We start from the raw sequence: 14741 nt of genomic DNA on the forward strand, positions 1-14741 counted from the left end.
TAGCACTTTATTTATTGCCATTATTATTGTGCTTGTACTCTCTTAGTACCTCATTGAATACATCGGGATAATTCGTAAACAGCCCCGTTGCACCCCATTCAAGAGCCTTTTTCATATCGGCTCTTTCATTTACTGTATATGGATGGAATTGAAGGTCATGGTTGCGAACCATCTTCACATATTGTCCGTCTACCTTACTGAAGTTCGGGCCAACGCCAACTGCATATTCCTTTATCGATTCCAATTCTTGATCGGAAATGGTTGCTTGGTTCTTGTAAGAAAAAAGTTGCACAAGCGGTAACTTTGGATTCAAGTCGTGAACCTTCATAAGGCTTTCTTTACTGAACGATTGTATTAATACATTCTTGGTACGGCCTTTTGAATCCACCATTTTATATTCTTCCAGAACCTGCAGAAGTTCTTCTTCCATTCCTGGATACACATCAGGGGACTTTGTTTCGATATAGTAATTGGCCTGCTTGCCGAACTTCTTAAAGACTTCTTCAAGAGTGGGAACCGTTAACCCTTCATATACCTCTTTTGCCAATTGCGGATATTTTTCATTGAACCATGTACCAGCATCCAGTTTCTTGATTTCTGCCAGCGTTAAATCCTTCACAAGACCAGTACCATTCGTTGTACGATCCACCTTTTCATCATGCATTGCTATCAATCTTCCATCCTTGGTCATTTGCAGATCGATTTCTATGTAGTCGCCCTTCATTTGTTCTCCCAATTGATAAGCGGGAATGGTATGTTCAGGTGCATAACCTGAAGCTCCCCGATGTGCGATATTCACGATTTTCTTCTCATAAATAGACGAATTGGAATGATTTCCTTTTGCTGCTGAAGCCCCCATGGAAGTAGCCTGCAAAATAAAGGCCGCACTCATCATACATAAACCGAATTTCTTTAGATTCGTTTTCATTTCCCTCTCCCCCTCCTATTATTACCATTATTTTAAAAGGGAAATATGAATCTACAACGAATATAATGTAAAGAAATAATATATTAGTCAAAATGAGTAAAATAACCTATCAAATACACTACCCGCAGTGTAGTTTGTTGTACCTGACCAAACAGGTGAATGACAGCTTAATTCCTTGGATTAGAAACCCACTAAAAGCGTCTTTTTCTAAAAAAATCGTAAATGAAAAATGTGCTAAACATGGATACTGGTAATCCAATAAGAAGATATAAAAAGTTTCTTGGCATATACATATTGAAATAGTAGAAAAAAACGGTCATAGCAAATAAATATAACTAAATATTTCCAAACCCTTGGCATTTCTTAACTCCTTACTTCGCTTTTATATAAGTCTTTAACTGCTAACAATTTAAGTCTTCCATATCCATAATAAATAAAATTCAAAGCCGATAAATTCCAGCTATTAGATAGGATGTCCCAATGTTTACATACCTTGGGAGCCCGGACAGGATGGATTCCTTAACTCCTTACCTCACCTTGCGGTACTGAATTCTACCCGAACCTCGCTTGAAGAAATGGCCAATTCTAAAATATAGATAAAAAGACTATCGATGACAAAATTTATCTTTTTCTGATTTACAAAAAACTAGTATCATATTACTATTAAACAAACAAACAGAATATTAATATTAAGGGGAATTATGTTAAAAAATTATCAATATTATCAAAACAAACACCGATTTATACTGAAGGCATTCATGGCAATGATATCCTTTTTATTATTAGTTGGGATTTCTGTATCACCTATAAGTTGGAAAGATAATCCCTACGAGATGACAATACAGGTCATTTTAATATCGGGGTTGATAATTTCTCTGTTATTTTTCTTAAAAACAGAAGTCAATTTTTATAAAACCTTATTCATTTTCTTAATTACTGTTTATTTATATAGCAAATTTTGGATATTCCCAGATACCGCAATCATGCTGGCTTTATTTGCTATAGCACCGTTGTTTCCCATTTTTCTCTTTGATAAAATCGGGTTTTATATTGTGGCCACTTTAAATATCATATTAGGCCCCGCTTCCATCTTGATCATTTCAAAAACGGATCTTCAATACTCTTATGAATATGTCGCTTTGGATGGTTTCGGCAACACGCTTAATTTCATCGCTATACAAATCATATTGGTATTCGTATTCATAGGAACCAATAATAGGATGGAATCCACTAATGCATTTCATAAGGAAATACAGCAAGCTAAGCAATTGAACTCAGTCGGACAGCTAGCTGCCACCATTGCACATGAGATACGTAATCCGATTACAGTCGTTAAAGGGTTTGCCCAGTTATTAGATCAAGAGAAGGAACTGAATGAAACGGAAAAATTTTATGTACAGACCATGCTTACGGAACTTGAATATACACAAGTGATAATCAATGACTATTTGTCTTTGGCAAAACCGCAAACGGATAATGTACAGGTCATTCCTTTAAATTATGAAATCCAAAAGATTTCCGACCTATTAACCAGTTTCGCCAATAATCGAAACATAGGCTTTCTCCTGGATTTCCGTGACGATCTGTACATTAACATGAATCCCATCGAGCTTAAACAGATATTGGTCAATATCATGAAAAATGGAATTGAGTCAATGAACAAACCCGGATTTATCAAGGTGGAAACAGAGCAGGAACGCACTATGGCCAAAATACGAATAACGGATACAGGAATAGGCCTCTCAAAAGAACAGCTTGAAATACTAGGAACCCCATTTTATTCACTTAAAGATAGGGGAACCGGTATCGGCCTGACCGTTTGTTATTCCATCGTTCAAAAATACAAAGGGAAAATCATGGTACAGAGCGAAGTGAACAAAGGAACATCGTTCACCATTTATTTGCCCTTATATAAAAAAATAGATTAAACATACATACCAAACAATAAAAAGGATGCCCCCATCACCCGGCGGTCATCCTTTTTCAATTTAGGCTTTAAAACTATCTTGCCATTTGAGCAAATGATTTTCTAAAAAGCGGACAAACGAGTCTGAGATTTTACCAGCGAGGGCAAAAATGATGATGCCTACGAATACGACGTCCGTTTGCATGAATGAACGGGCATCCTGTATCATGAAGCCCACCCCTCTATCCGCACCCAGCAATTCAGCGACGACCAGGCACATCCAAGCCGCACTTAAGGCTAAGCGGATACCAAGCAATATGTTTGGCAATGCTGCCGGAATCATGAGCTTCGTTATTTGTTCCCGACGGCTAAACTCTAGGATACGGGCAACATCGTACAGTTTTTTATCCACATTCCGCAGGCCCAAAAATGTTTGTAAATAAAGAGGAAAAAAAGCACCCAAAGCAATTAGCAGCACTTTGGATAGTTCGCCAAATCCGAACCACATAATGAATAAAGGGGTAATCGCAAGTAAAGGAACCGTTCGTAACATTTGAATGCTTGGGTTAAGATATTCTTCGGATTTTTTTTGCATCCCAACAATCACTCCTAACAATAAGCCTAAAAAACCCCCTAAGGCAAAGCCAAGAAGAGCCCGCGTCAAACTGATTTGTAAATGCATGCCCATTTCCCCCGACTGAACGAGATCAATGAAAGTCGTGACGATCAATGAAGGTGATGAGAATAATTGGGCAGGCAGGATGCCAACCGAACCTAATGCTTGCCATGCAATCAATACGACAACAGGAAGAACCGAACCCCGCAATGCCGATTTGGCAAGTTGGGATTGTTTTGTCCTTTCCCTTATGACAAGGGACTTGTTTTGAGCAACGGTCTGTGTAGACATAATTTTCATCCTTCCTTTTTTCAAATATTTAATTAAATGCTCCAATCTTCCACTTCAACTGAATGATGATCAAGTTGGTTTAATATGACGGACCGGAACTCCTGAAACGCTTTGCTTGTTCGAATTCTTGGATATGGCAAATCAATGGGAACGATAGCTTTAATCCGTCCAGGCTTTACATCCATGACGACCACTTTTCTCGATAAAAAGATGGATTCATCAATATCGTGGGTGACAAGCACCATCGTTGTCTTATTCCTTTCCCATATTTCTAGTAAAGCCTCTTGAAGATGCGTTCGCGTGAATGCATCCAATGCACCGAATGGCTCATCCAGCAATAAAACTTCAGGATTACGCAATAAGGCCCTGGCAATGGCAACACGCTGCGACATTCCACCTGATAATTGACGTGGATATGCGTTTTCAAATCCTTTTAGTTTAACAAGTGAAATCAAATCATCCACTCTTTTTCGAATGTCCTGTTTCTTTAATGGAAGGTTACCTGCAATATTCTTCTCCACGTTTAGCCATGGAAATAAGCGATGCTCCTGAAAAATGAAACCACGGTTTTTAGATGGGGCGCTAACCGGTTGATCCCCTGCCATGATCAAGCCGTCAAAGTCTGAATCAAGTCCTGCGATCAACTTTAATAATGTGCTTTTCCCGCATCCGCTCGGACCTATGATGGTGACGAACTCACCATTGTTGACGGTGAAATTCAAATTATCCAAGACATGAATACTTTCATTCTCATTCTTAAATGTTTTGCTGACCTGATTGATTTCTAACGTCGCAACCAATACCCTCACCCTTTCTCAAATAAAAAACTAGAGATCCAGCAATAAGGCACATATTGTCCCTTTGCTGAATCTCTAGTTAACTAGTCGATTCAATATTTCATTTTATCTTAACCTATCGATTATTTATAAGCAACACCTAATACCAATTTATTTTATCGGATTAATCAACAAAGTAATTGACAGATTATTCTAACAGCTGTTAAGATGCATTCATACACAAATCCGCTTCACAAAGGAGCCAATTAAATAAAGGTCATGTGAATCAACTGGACTACCGGAGATTCAATGAAGAGTAACCAAGCAAACTCTTCGTTGAATCTCTTTTTTGTCATTAATCTGACTATCCAGCTGTGGTACGTGTATTAAAAAAGGAGGGAATTCATGAAGGAATATCGTAACAAGTTAACCGCAGCATTACTTGCCATCATTAGTCTCGCTGTATTGGCAGGCTGTAATTCCGATGCCGGCAAAGCTTCCGGGAAAAGTGGCCCCGGCCCCCTTAAAGTTCATATTGCCTTAAATGGCAAGATGGGGCCATTGGTCATCGCAAAGGAAAAGGGATTGTTCAACGAAGAATTTTCTAAACTGGATGCCCAAATCGTGTGGAGTGAATTCCCGAGTGGTCCCCCGCTTTTGGAATCCCTTGCTTCCAATCGGGTTGACCTGTCTTTTTTAGGCGATGGTGCACTGATTGCCGGCATTGATAAGAATCTGCCATTCGAAGTGATTGCACAAACAGGCCGGGGTGAGTCATCTGTCCGGATCCTGGCTCAAGCAGAAGGTAACATAAAGCAGATTGAAGACTTAAAGGGAAAAACGGTCGGTGTTGCCTCGGGGACAACGGGTCATGTGTATTTAATCAAGGCATTGAAAGCTCATGGTTTAACGACTGATGATATTAAACTCATCAATTTGCAACCAGATGATGCTCAAGCGGCTTTTGAAACGAAACAATTGGACGCCTGGGCAATATGGAACCCCTATTACCTTAATAATATTGAAAAAGGGAATGCTGTCGCACTTAAAGTAAAAGGAAAAATATTAGCTCCTGGTGCAATCATTGCACGTAAGGGCTTTGCCGAAGAGCACCCTGAAATTGTCGAGGCCTATTTAAAGGTTTATAAAAAAGCTGCCGATTGGCAAATCGAGAATCCAGATGAAGCATCTGAAATTTATTCCAAAGAAACTAAATTGCCTGTGAGCACGGTAAAGACAATCATAACGGCCGAGAAACCAAATATCTTTTTTACCGAAGATGCCATCAAAGCACAACAGGAATCAATCGATACTTTAGCTGGTGTGGGTTATATCAAGAAACCATTTAATTTTAAAAATCAGATCCACAATGAATACATTGATGAAGCCTTTAAAAAATAAAAACTAACCTTACAGGAGGAGATTGATTATGACGGAAACTAAAACACAACAATTGAAAGTGGTACCGGTAGCAGGAAGGATTGGAGCGGAAATTCAAGGAGTGCAATTAAGCGGGGACTTGGATTTAGCTATTTTCAGTGAAATCAAACAAGCATTAAACAATCATAAAGTCGTATTCTTCAAAGGTCAAAATCATTTAGATGATGCCAGCCAAGAAGCCTTTGCCAAACTATTGGGTGAACCTTATGCACATCCTACAGTACCGGTCAAAGACAATACGAACTATATTTTCGAACTTGACTCCGAACGCGGTGCTAAAGCAAACCATTGGCATACTGATGTCACTTTCGTTCCAGAAGTCCCCAAATACTCTATTTTAAGAGGTGTAACCATCCCTGATGTCGGCGGAGATACAGTTTGGGCAAATACGAATGAAGCATATGAGGACCTGCCAGATGGATTGAAGAAATTAGCGGACGGACTATGGGCAATCCATACAAATGAATATGATTATGCTCAATTCAAACCGGCTGAAAACATTGATGATGAGGTTAAAAAGAAGTATCGTGATGTATTCGAATCGACCATTTATAAAACAAGGCACCCAGTCGTTCACGTGCATGCAGAAACCGGAAAAAGGCATTTATTATTAGGTGGCTTTGCTGGTAGAGTGGAAGGATATACAACAAGTGAATCCGAAAGATTATTAAGCATCTTCGATTCATACGTCACGCGCTTAGAAAATACCGTGCGTTGGCAATGGAGTGAAGGGGACGTGGCCATTTGGGATAACCTAGCCACGCAGCATTACGCTATTGCCGATTACGGGGACCGGCACCGCGTCGTTCGCAGGGTCACAGTAGGAAAAGACATTCCCGTAAACAAGGAGAACGAGTCCAGCAGACTAATTATTAAGAAATAAAACTCTTGTATCGAAGGTAAGCTTCCATTACTTGACTGCCCCATAAGCGAATGAAAACATTCAAACGGCCTTATTGCAGGAAGTTTGAGTGTTTTCTTTATTCAGCAGGGCTTGCCAACTCGCCAGGTATGGGGTTTTGTGGATAAATAGATGGAGTAATGTAAAAAGGTAAAAAAGAAACTGCCAAACTAATATCGGCAGTTTCTTTTCGTTTTCGTACAGCCAGCGTCTTTATCAGAATTAATTATCCTGAACGATTATTTCATCGATTATACCGTAATCCTTCGCCTCATTTGCACTTAAGAAGTAATCGCGATCTGTGTCCTTCGCCACCTTTTCGATAGGCTGACCGGTCCTTTCGGAGATGATTTGATTGATATGATCCTTTAGCTTCAAGATCCTTCGGGCAGAAATTTCTATTTCCGTTGCTTGCCCCCTCGCCCCACCAAGCGGTTGATGAAGCATGATTTCACTATTTGGCAAAGCGCACCTTTTCCCTTTCGTCCCCGCCAATAAAAGCATGGCACCGAATGATGCTGCCATCCCCGTACATACAGTCCGGATATCAGGCTTAATATATTGCATCGTATCATAAATGGCGAAACCGGCACTGGTCGATCCCCCCGGACTGTTTATGAAGATGGTAATTTCTTTATCAGGTGCATCCGCTGCCAAGAATAACAATTGGGCAACCACACTATTGGCTAAATGATCGGTGATCTCTTCCCCGATCATGATGATACGATCTTTTAGAAGTCTGGAATAAATATCGTACGAGCGCTCCCCCTTGCTGGATTGCTCAATTACATATGGAATGGTGGTCATATCTCTTCTTCCTCCTAACAATAATATAGGCTATGCGGCCATTGAGAGTGTGTTTGAAGGAGTGAAGCTTGATTTGGAATTCGAATGATTCATCAGTTTAGGAATCATCGATTCACTGTTCAGGGATTTGAAAGATGGGATGCTTCTAATGAGGATATCAGGATTTTGGGCTTTTAACGCCTGTGTCATCAGGGACATGAGCCGCTGCTCCTCCTCATCCTGCCAATCTTCCACGCAAGACAACCTACGCTCTTCAACGTCATTCTCTAAACGCTTCTTCACACGGTTCAAGATTGCCTTTACAGCCGTTTCCGTGGTGTTCAAGTAATCTGAGATTTCTTTTGACCGGTAGAGGAATCCTTCCTTTAATATGAACACTACAGCTTGTTTCGGGGTAAGGGATTTTACTATATATTCAACCGTTTCAAAGACGTTTCCCCCAACTGCCCCCAACTGTTCGGTATCCAACAGATCGTCTAAGGATTCTTTTTTCCTTTTTCGTATCGTATCAATCCAGGAATGTCGGGCTATCGTCTTCAATAAAGCTGTTGTTATCTCCGTTTTCTTACCATAGCCCTGCATTGCCTTCAATATCGTTTCCTGAGCCAAATCATCCCCATCCCAATTATTTTGGGTCAGGAATCGGCAAAACCGAATCAATTCAGGATAAACTTCACGCAAAATCGCACCGTTATCCTTTTCTTCAGGAATATCTTCCTTCAACTTATTTATCATTTTTCTCACTCCTTCAACACCCTCTATCCTATAAACGTTTCAGAAAGAGAAAAAGATATGGGGGTGAAAAATTTTCCTTCATTCTTTATATTCTATTCCATCTTTTCCATTGGATTTCCTTTCATACTAAAAACCTGTTTGGTTAAGACCCAAACAGGCTAATGCCAATGTTCTGTAACAAATAGGGCCTCCAGCCGCTGTGTACCCGGTTCGTCACCAATCATTTCAGTATAGACCTTATTTCCAGAGCACTTATTATTCCCCGTGCATTTAGCTCCATTCCAATAAGCCAACCAAACGCTTGGATGTGACGTGCCAGATGTCTCTGGTGTGAATCCTGAATTTACAATTGCCGGGTGAGCCATGGGAACCTTGCTGCTATTCCAAGTGTTCAATGCATTCGACCGTGTATTCGCTAGGTTCCATTTCGTTTTCTTCAATACCAAACCAACTGGAGGAGCGGCTTTCATTAGCGCTATCTTTACAATAGTTCACCATAGAACCTGCTGGATTTTCTTCAGACTCTTGATCGCCCATCTCTTCAAAATCCACTGATCGCTCGTTATGACGCTCACTGTCTGACTTTTCATTATCCAGGTCTGCGAACATGAACATGCAGTAAAAAACCAAAACCATAATTGCCATGGTAATCAACCTTGACAGTATAGGCAGTAATTTTTTCAATATAGCTAAAACTCTCTTCATGGTGGTTTCCCCAATCCTGCTAAAGCATATTAAATTCAGAATGAATTAATTCATCTATTAAATATCCATCAATAACACTAGTTTAGAAAAATATTACTATTTTCATTATATCAAGTTCCAGAAGTTTTTATTGCTATTATTCAATAAACAACTAAAAATACTCCGAACCCTATAAAATGGACAGTCCAAAAAATATACAATATACCCCTCAAATTGACTTCCATCCTTTTTCAGTGTTACTCTTAAAAGTATACATTCAAAATACTGATTCCATTGGCGTGAATTAAGGGTGATCACTTTTGCCAAAAGAACATTTAATAGACGTTCAACCAATCAGATCATCGAAAAAATTAGATGATATGAAATGGTCATTGAAAAGACATTGCAGCGAGAGAGACTACATATTGTTCTTGTTAGGCATCAATACCGGCTTACGAGTGACTGATCTATTATCACTGAAGATAAAGGACATTAAAGGCAAGAGGGAGGTCATCATCAAGGAAGGGAAAACAAAAAAGCCAAGAATGATACAGCTTAACAATGTCTGTAATGAATTGGCCGCCTATATAGCCACCATTGATGGTGAATGGCTATTCCCCTCACGCAAGGGGGATAAGCCAATAAGCAAGATACAAGCTTACAGACAGCTTAATAAAGCAGCGGACATGGTGGACATCGAGGGCGTCGGTACACATACCATGCGGAAAACATTCGGGTACTGGCACTATAAACGAAGTAAGAACCTTGCTGAGTTACAAATGATCCTTAACCATTCACATCCCGTAATTACACTTAAGTACATTGGGATTGCTGATGAAGGAACAAAGGACAGCATAAACGACTTTACACAATGGGAGGACGGAAGAAATGTCACTGACTGAATACAATGCAAAATATGAATATATCATTCGCAGCAATATTTCCGACAGACAAAAGGCATTGAAATTAGCTGATCTAATGACCGATATGGAAAGCCAGCTAAGGAATGAAACCGGGGAACATCGAAATAAAGAGGTAAATGCTTTATATAAAAAAGTATCTCTTTTCTCCAACTTGTTATGAAATTGTCCTAAGACCTTGCCCTTATGTGCAGAGGTCTTTTTTTTGCCTTTAAAATAAATGATTTGTTTCCTTAAGACTTTACACTGAACTTATTTAACATCCGACTCACTCGGTAATGGTTTCTATGTTTACAAATTAAACATACTTAAGGAATACTTTTTCGCCATCATTTCCAAGATTTTTATCCCAGCAACGCTGTTCCCCTTCTCATCCAAAGCCGCACCATAAATTCCAATCCCACATTTTCCTGGGACGGCCCCCATGATTCCCCCTGACACACCGCTTTTAGCCGGAATGCCAACATTAATGGCAAATTCACCTGATGCGTTATACATGCCGCAGGTAACCATGAATGTCTTGCAAATACGGGCAATGTCCCCAGGGATGATTTGCTTTCCCGTCAGCAAATCTTTCCCATTCATGGCCAGTACACAGCCTATCCTCGCTAAATCCTGACTGTCCATTTCAATGGCACACTGCTTTGAATACAACTCGATTAAATCCTCCACATCCTCATTTATTACATTATGCTGCTTTAAAAAATAACTTAACGACCTATTTAAGTCTGCTGTATTATATTCCGACCGGGCAACATCTTCATTAAATCCGATACTCGGATTTTGCGTCAACTCCCGGATAAAATGTAAAATACGTTGAAATCGCTCGGTTACACTGTCACCCGCAATCATGTGGGTCACAGTCAATGCGCCTGCATTGATCATCGGATTTAACGGTTTGGATGGCTTGTTTGTCTCTAACTTGGCAATCGAATTAAAAGGATCGCCAGTGGGTTCTTTTCCTACATAGGAAAAGACATAATCCTCCCCTTTTTCCATTAATACAAGAGCAAGTGTCAAAACTTTTGATATGCTTTGCAGGGTCATTTTACCTCTTACATCACCAGCACAATATCCTTTACCGTCAGGATAGTAAATAGCAACAGACAAATCCCCAGGATTCGCCTTTTCAAGAGCCGGTATATAGTCTGCCACTGTTCCGTTACCCGTATATTTTTTTGCCTCATCAACCAGTTGCTGTAATTCGTCATTGGACCTGCATTGACATCCCATATTGTTCACAATTTTCCGCCCCTTAGAAAATTTGTTTTGTGAAGTGTTCTTAGAAAGTGTTTTTTTATTTATTACCATATTTCATCGATATTATTTATAAAACTGCGAAGTGGCTACTTTCCTGGTCTTGGATTTCTTAAATAACAATTTCTAAAGAAATTTTTAATTGCTCCTCCATTTATTATTTACTGATTTTAAAGCACCCTTTGTAAGGTCATGCCCTTCTGTCTAATGCACAGGTACTGAATTATTTTAGTCGTGTTAAAGGATAAGAAAAACAACAACATATATAGCAACGGTCAAACTGTAAGACAGGTAAGCTTCGCCTTGTATAAAAACAGGGGCAACTTCTATGTTCTCTAAAGATTTAATTGAAAAAAGAAGGAATTAGAAGCGCTCAGACGGAAATATAGACCATACGAATATTATCGCATAAGCTTTCATATGTATTTCACACTTGATGGAAAGTAGGAAAAGACATGGGAAAATCGAAAAGTTTACAAGAAATCTATAACGCCAACCGTCCAGAAAATAATGAACTGTTCCGAACGATACAACAGCAGCTACAAATGAAGCATCCAGACAAACGAATGACAACTACGAGAACAATGCAAATAATTGTGGCTGATAGTGTTTCATCTGGAGAGCTGCGTAATGTGGAGGCCCGCCTTCTTTACAGTTAATAAGGATCTGTTTTTTCATAAGCCCCTTTGAAATTTTCGAACACAGAAAGGATCTCATCCATGAAAGAATTTCTAAAAAATTGGCCATTTGGTTGAATAAAGTAAATGGAATGTAGTAAATAATCCAACTAGTTATAATCTAGCCTAATACCCTAACAATCGAGCTTGAACCAACATGTTACATGTAATTTGGTTCGTTTCGTAAACAAAACTTCATTCATTCGCCTACTTTATACGCTTCGGTCAATAATATTTTTCTTTGGAAAAGTCTCAGGTATCCTATTACTCAATTTTGAATATATATCTACTTTCAACTGGGGAGTAAAAATGCTCAAAAGATAAAGATTGACAACATTTTTAGAGTGACTCATACTAATAGTGACTCGGATGACAGAATATTATGAATAGTGGAGGGGTAATTATGAATAAGATTTTCGTTCCTAACGCAATCGCCACTTTAACAAGACTTTTCTACAGTTCGACTACAACGAATGAGTATTTAGCGATGAGAACCGCTCAATTCTACATTGAAGACCTGAAGTTACTGCAAGACGTAGAGGCTGTTGCCTTGGCAATCGAAAATCAAAATGCTTTCGCGTTAATGTCTAAATTTAAATTATTTGATTATAAGGCTGCCGAAAAAATTGAAATCGCACTTTCCTCTTCTGGCTATACGGAAGCAGACTTGAATGCTATGAATATTGAAATCTAAAATCATTTATCAATCAGTTTACGGAACGAATGGTAGAGCTAATACTCTTTCCATTCGTTTTTATTTTTAATCGTAGTAACAAACGTGCTCTAAACTATTGCTGATTTATTTAATGGAGAATTCATGTACCGTTTCATAACTTCTATAGACGTATGTCACAGTGAATGACATTTCCAAATACATTTCATCTCCGATAACCTGCATCACTTTTATTCGCACTGTATGCTCCTTCGTTTCAATTCTCCCTTTTTCAATACCCCCGCATTTTATTTATACATATTTTGCAGTGCGTAATGAACACAAAAAAGCTTCACACAATTAAGTGTGAAGCTTTTTGTAATAGCGATTCTTCGCTATTGGTGATACCGGTGGCCGGGGTCGAACCGGCACTCCAGAGGAACACGATTTTGAGTCGTGCGCGTCTGCCAATTCCGCCACACCGGCATGTATGTTGGAGGCGGCAACCGGAATCGAACCGGTGGTAAAGGTTTTGCAGACCTCTGCCTTACCGCTTGGCTATGCCGCCAACGTTTTTGGAGCGAAAGACGGGATTCGAACCCGCGACCCCAACCTTGGCAAGGTTGTATTCTACCACTGAACTACTTTCGCATATGGCTGGGCTAGAAGGGATCGAACCTTCGCATGACGGAATCAAAATCCGTTGCCTTACCGCTTGGCTATAGCCCATTAACGTTGTAATCATTATATCATATTTTTTAAAATGGGGCGACTGATGGGAATCGAACCCACGAATGCCTGAACCACAATCAGGTGCGTTAACCACTTCGCCACAATCGCCATTATAGGATTTAATTTGGCAGGGGTAGTAGGAATCGAACCCACACTGGAGGTTTTGGAGACCTCTGTTCTACCTTTAAACTATACCCCTGTAATAAAGATGGTGGAGGGGGGCAGATTCGAACTGCCGAACCCGAAGGAGCGGATTTACAGTCCGCCGCGTTTAGCCACTTCGCTACCCCTCCGCATATGGATGAAACATGGTGCCGGCAAGAGGACTTGAACCCCCAACCTACTGATTACAAGTCAGTTGCTCTACCAGTTGAGCTACACCGGCACTACTATGGTGGCTCAGGACGGAATCGAACCGCCGACACAAGGATTTTCAGTCCTTTGCTCTACCGACTGAGCTACTGAGCCAAGCAATAAAAATGGCGGTCCCGACGGGAATCGAACCCGCGATCTCCTGCGTGACAGGCAGGCATGTTAACCGCTACACCACGGGACCATAGATTGCGGGGACAGGATTTGAACCTGCGACCTTCGGGTTATGAGCCCGACGAGCTACCGGACTGCTCCACCCCGCGACGGTAATAATGTTGCTAATGTGCATCAAGTTTTCGTGTTAAGTGTTTCAATGGGCTGAATAATCAATCCTTTATGCAGAAACAACCTGATCTTGTTGAAAAATGGTGGAGGATGACGGGATCGAACCGCCGACCCTCTGCTTGTAAGGCAGATGCTCTCCCAGCTGAGCTAATCCTCCAATATGTTATCTAAATGGTGACCCGTACGGGATTCGAACCCGTGTTACCGCCGTGAAAGGGCGGTGTCTTAACCGCTTGACCAACGGGCCAGGTATAAATGGCGGAGAGCAAGGGATTTGAACCCTTGAGACAGGGTTACCCGTCTACACGATTTCCAATCGTGCTCCTTCGGCCACTCGGACAGCTCTCCAATTATGGCTCCGCAGGTAGGACTCGAACCTACGACCGTTCGGTTAACAGCCGAATGCTCTACCACTGAGCTACTGCGGAACAATATAAGCTTGGCGACGTCCTACTCTCACAGGGGGAAACCCCCAACTACCATCGGCGCTGAAGAGCTTAACTGCCGTGTTCGGAATGGGAACGGGTGTGACCTCTTCGCTATCGTCACCAAACAATGTTAACATTTTTTCAAGACATATATTATTATAACGTCTTTTTGAGAAAATGCAAGAAGAAATTTTCATTCCTTCAAAACTAGATAATAAGAAGGTATTTTCATTTTTTAAAAAGCGTTGGTTAAGTCCTCGATCTATTAGTATCAGTCAGCTCCACATGTCACCATGCTTCCACCTCTGACCTATCAACCTGATCATCTTTCAGG

At 40.4% G+C, this 14741-nt stretch carries 15 protein-coding genes, 15 tRNA genes and 2 rRNA genes; 7 read left to right on the top strand and 25 right to left on the bottom strand.

Features of this window, described 5'->3' with window-relative positions; translation table 11 throughout:
* Positions 1-7 precede the first annotated feature (7 nt).
* The gene (locus ACIQYG_RS08770; protein WP_402837126.1) at positions 8-928 is read right to left on the bottom strand and encodes a glycerophosphodiester phosphodiesterase; all 921 of its coding nucleotides are present in this window, start codon (positions 926-928) and stop codon (positions 8-10) included.
* Positions 929-1629: 701 nt separating this feature from the next.
* Here ACIQYG_RS08770 and ACIQYG_RS08775 point away from each other — a divergent pair.
* Positions 1630-2856: an ATP-binding protein gene (locus tag ACIQYG_RS08775; protein ID WP_402837128.1), complete on the top strand. Its 1227-nt coding sequence runs from the start codon at positions 1630-1632 to the stop codon at positions 2854-2856.
* Positions 2857-2916: 60 nt separating this feature from the next.
* On the opposite strand, the gene ACIQYG_RS08780 is transcribed toward ACIQYG_RS08775, so the two are convergent.
* Together ACIQYG_RS08780 and ACIQYG_RS08785 are read right to left on the bottom strand one after the other, a co-directional pair.
* Positions 2917-3750 carry an ABC transporter permease gene (locus ACIQYG_RS08780; RefSeq protein ID WP_402837130.1) on the bottom strand — a complete coding sequence of 278 codons (834 nt, stop codon included), beginning with the start codon at positions 3748-3750 and terminating at the stop codon, positions 2917-2919.
* 23 nt (positions 3751-3773) lie between these two features.
* The gene (locus tag ACIQYG_RS08785; RefSeq protein ID WP_402837132.1) at positions 3774-4541 is read right to left on the bottom strand and encodes an ABC transporter ATP-binding protein; all 768 of its coding nucleotides are present in this window, start codon (positions 4539-4541) and stop codon (positions 3774-3776) included.
* A 381-nt stretch (positions 4542-4922) separates the two neighbouring features.
* Between ACIQYG_RS08785 and ACIQYG_RS08790 the strand changes: the two genes are divergently transcribed.
* Positions 4923-5918 (top strand): ABC transporter substrate-binding protein, encoded by a 996-nt coding sequence (locus ACIQYG_RS08790; RefSeq protein ID WP_402837134.1) that lies wholly within the window; start codon positions 4923-4925, stop codon positions 5916-5918.
* Positions 5919-5946: 28 nt separating this feature from the next.
* Positions 5947-6840, top strand: coding sequence for a TauD/TfdA dioxygenase family protein (locus ACIQYG_RS08795; RefSeq protein WP_402837136.1), 894 nt, complete (start codon positions 5947-5949; stop codon positions 6838-6840).
* Between the two features lie 240 nt (positions 6841-7080).
* Here ACIQYG_RS08795 and clpP read toward each other — a convergent pair whose 3' ends face one another.
* From clpP to ACIQYG_RS08815, 4 genes are all read right to left on the bottom strand, one after another.
* A complete protein-coding gene (gene clpP, locus ACIQYG_RS08800) occupies positions 7081-7665 on the bottom strand; it encodes an ATP-dependent Clp endopeptidase proteolytic subunit ClpP (protein ID WP_034305312.1) in 585 nt (194 codons plus the stop codon).
* A 30-nt stretch (positions 7666-7695) separates the two neighbouring features.
* Entirely contained in the window at positions 7696-8400 is a 705-nt protein-coding gene (locus tag ACIQYG_RS08805) for a sigma-70 family RNA polymerase sigma factor (protein ID WP_402837138.1), read from the bottom strand.
* A gap of 158 nt (positions 8401-8558) precedes the next feature.
* Positions 8559-8795 carry a hypothetical protein gene (locus ACIQYG_RS08810; protein WP_402837140.1) on the bottom strand — a complete coding sequence of 79 codons (237 nt, stop codon included), beginning with the start codon at positions 8793-8795 and terminating at the stop codon, positions 8559-8561.
* Positions 8779-9105, bottom strand: coding sequence for a hypothetical protein (locus ACIQYG_RS08815; RefSeq protein ID WP_402837142.1), 327 nt, complete (start codon positions 9103-9105; stop codon positions 8779-8781). Before ACIQYG_RS08815 ends, ACIQYG_RS08810 begins: the two co-directional genes overlap by 17 nt.
* 359 nt (positions 9106-9464) lie before the next feature.
* Between ACIQYG_RS08815 and ACIQYG_RS08820 the strand changes: the two genes are divergently transcribed.
* Complete coding sequence (locus ACIQYG_RS08820) at positions 9465-9986, top strand: tyrosine-type recombinase/integrase (protein WP_402837195.1); 522 nt, start codon at positions 9465-9467, stop codon at positions 9984-9986.
* Positions 9973-10167 (top strand): hypothetical protein, encoded by a 195-nt coding sequence (locus tag ACIQYG_RS08825; protein ID WP_402837144.1) that lies wholly within the window; start codon positions 9973-9975, stop codon positions 10165-10167. Before ACIQYG_RS08820 ends, ACIQYG_RS08825 begins: the two co-directional genes overlap by 14 nt.
* Positions 10168-10295: 128 nt before the next feature.
* Here ACIQYG_RS08825 and glsA read toward each other — a convergent pair whose 3' ends face one another.
* Entirely contained in the window at positions 10296-11237 is a 942-nt protein-coding gene (glsA, locus tag ACIQYG_RS08830) for a glutaminase A (protein ID WP_402837197.1), read from the bottom strand.
* Between the two features lie 479 nt (positions 11238-11716).
* Between glsA and ACIQYG_RS08835 the strand changes: the two genes are divergently transcribed.
* On the top strand, positions 11717-11920 hold the full coding sequence (locus ACIQYG_RS08835; protein ID WP_402837146.1) for a hypothetical protein: 204 nt from the start codon (positions 11717-11719) through the stop codon (positions 11918-11920).
* A 421-nt stretch (positions 11921-12341) separates the two neighbouring features.
* The gene (locus ACIQYG_RS08840) at positions 12342-12632 is read left to right on the top strand and encodes a hypothetical protein (protein ID WP_402837148.1); all 291 of its coding nucleotides are present in this window, start codon (positions 12342-12344) and stop codon (positions 12630-12632) included.
* A gap of 363 nt (positions 12633-12995) precedes the next feature.
* Here the strand turns inward: ACIQYG_RS08840 and ACIQYG_RS08845 are convergent.
* The 17 genes from ACIQYG_RS08845 to ACIQYG_RS08925 form a co-directional block, all read right to left on the bottom strand.
* A tRNA-Leu gene (locus ACIQYG_RS08845) sits at positions 12996-13076 on the bottom strand.
* A gap of 8 nt (positions 13077-13084) precedes the next feature.
* A tRNA-Cys gene (locus tag ACIQYG_RS08850) sits at positions 13085-13158 on the bottom strand.
* Between the two features lie 8 nt (positions 13159-13166).
* Positions 13167-13241: transfer RNA gene (locus ACIQYG_RS08855), tRNA-Gly, on the bottom strand.
* Positions 13242-13244: 3 nt separating this feature from the next.
* A tRNA-Gln gene (locus tag ACIQYG_RS08860) sits at positions 13245-13319 on the bottom strand.
* Positions 13320-13354: 35 nt separating this feature from the next.
* Positions 13355-13430, bottom strand: a tRNA-His gene (locus ACIQYG_RS08865).
* 17 nt (positions 13431-13447) lie between these two features.
* A tRNA-Trp gene (locus tag ACIQYG_RS08870) sits at positions 13448-13521 on the bottom strand.
* Between the two features lie 10 nt (positions 13522-13531).
* Positions 13532-13615 (bottom strand) — tRNA-Tyr (locus ACIQYG_RS08875).
* A 16-nt stretch (positions 13616-13631) separates the two neighbouring features.
* Positions 13632-13707 (bottom strand) — tRNA-Thr (locus tag ACIQYG_RS08880).
* 7 nt (positions 13708-13714) lie between these two features.
* Positions 13715-13790 (bottom strand) — tRNA-Phe (locus ACIQYG_RS08885).
* 12 nt (positions 13791-13802) lie between these two features.
* Positions 13803-13878 (bottom strand) — tRNA-Asp (locus tag ACIQYG_RS08890).
* 5 nt (positions 13879-13883) lie between these two features.
* Positions 13884-13957 (bottom strand) — tRNA-Met (locus tag ACIQYG_RS08895).
* A 103-nt stretch (positions 13958-14060) separates the two neighbouring features.
* A tRNA-Val gene (locus tag ACIQYG_RS08900) sits at positions 14061-14136 on the bottom strand.
* A gap of 15 nt (positions 14137-14151) precedes the next feature.
* Positions 14152-14226, bottom strand: a tRNA-Glu gene (locus ACIQYG_RS08905).
* A 9-nt stretch (positions 14227-14235) separates the two neighbouring features.
* Positions 14236-14327 (bottom strand) — tRNA-Ser (locus ACIQYG_RS08910).
* A 5-nt stretch (positions 14328-14332) separates the two neighbouring features.
* Positions 14333-14407: transfer RNA gene (locus ACIQYG_RS08915), tRNA-Asn, on the bottom strand.
* A 9-nt stretch (positions 14408-14416) separates the two neighbouring features.
* Positions 14417-14532, bottom strand: a 5S ribosomal RNA gene (gene rrf / locus ACIQYG_RS08920).
* A 120-nt stretch (positions 14533-14652) separates the two neighbouring features.
* A 23S ribosomal RNA gene (locus ACIQYG_RS08925) occupies positions 14653-14741 on the bottom strand; the annotation flags it as partial.

Source organism: Peribacillus sp. NPDC096622 (assembly GCF_044762665.1).
Taxonomy (GTDB): Bacteria; Bacillota; Bacilli; order Bacillales; family DSM-1321; genus Peribacillus; species Peribacillus frigoritolerans_B.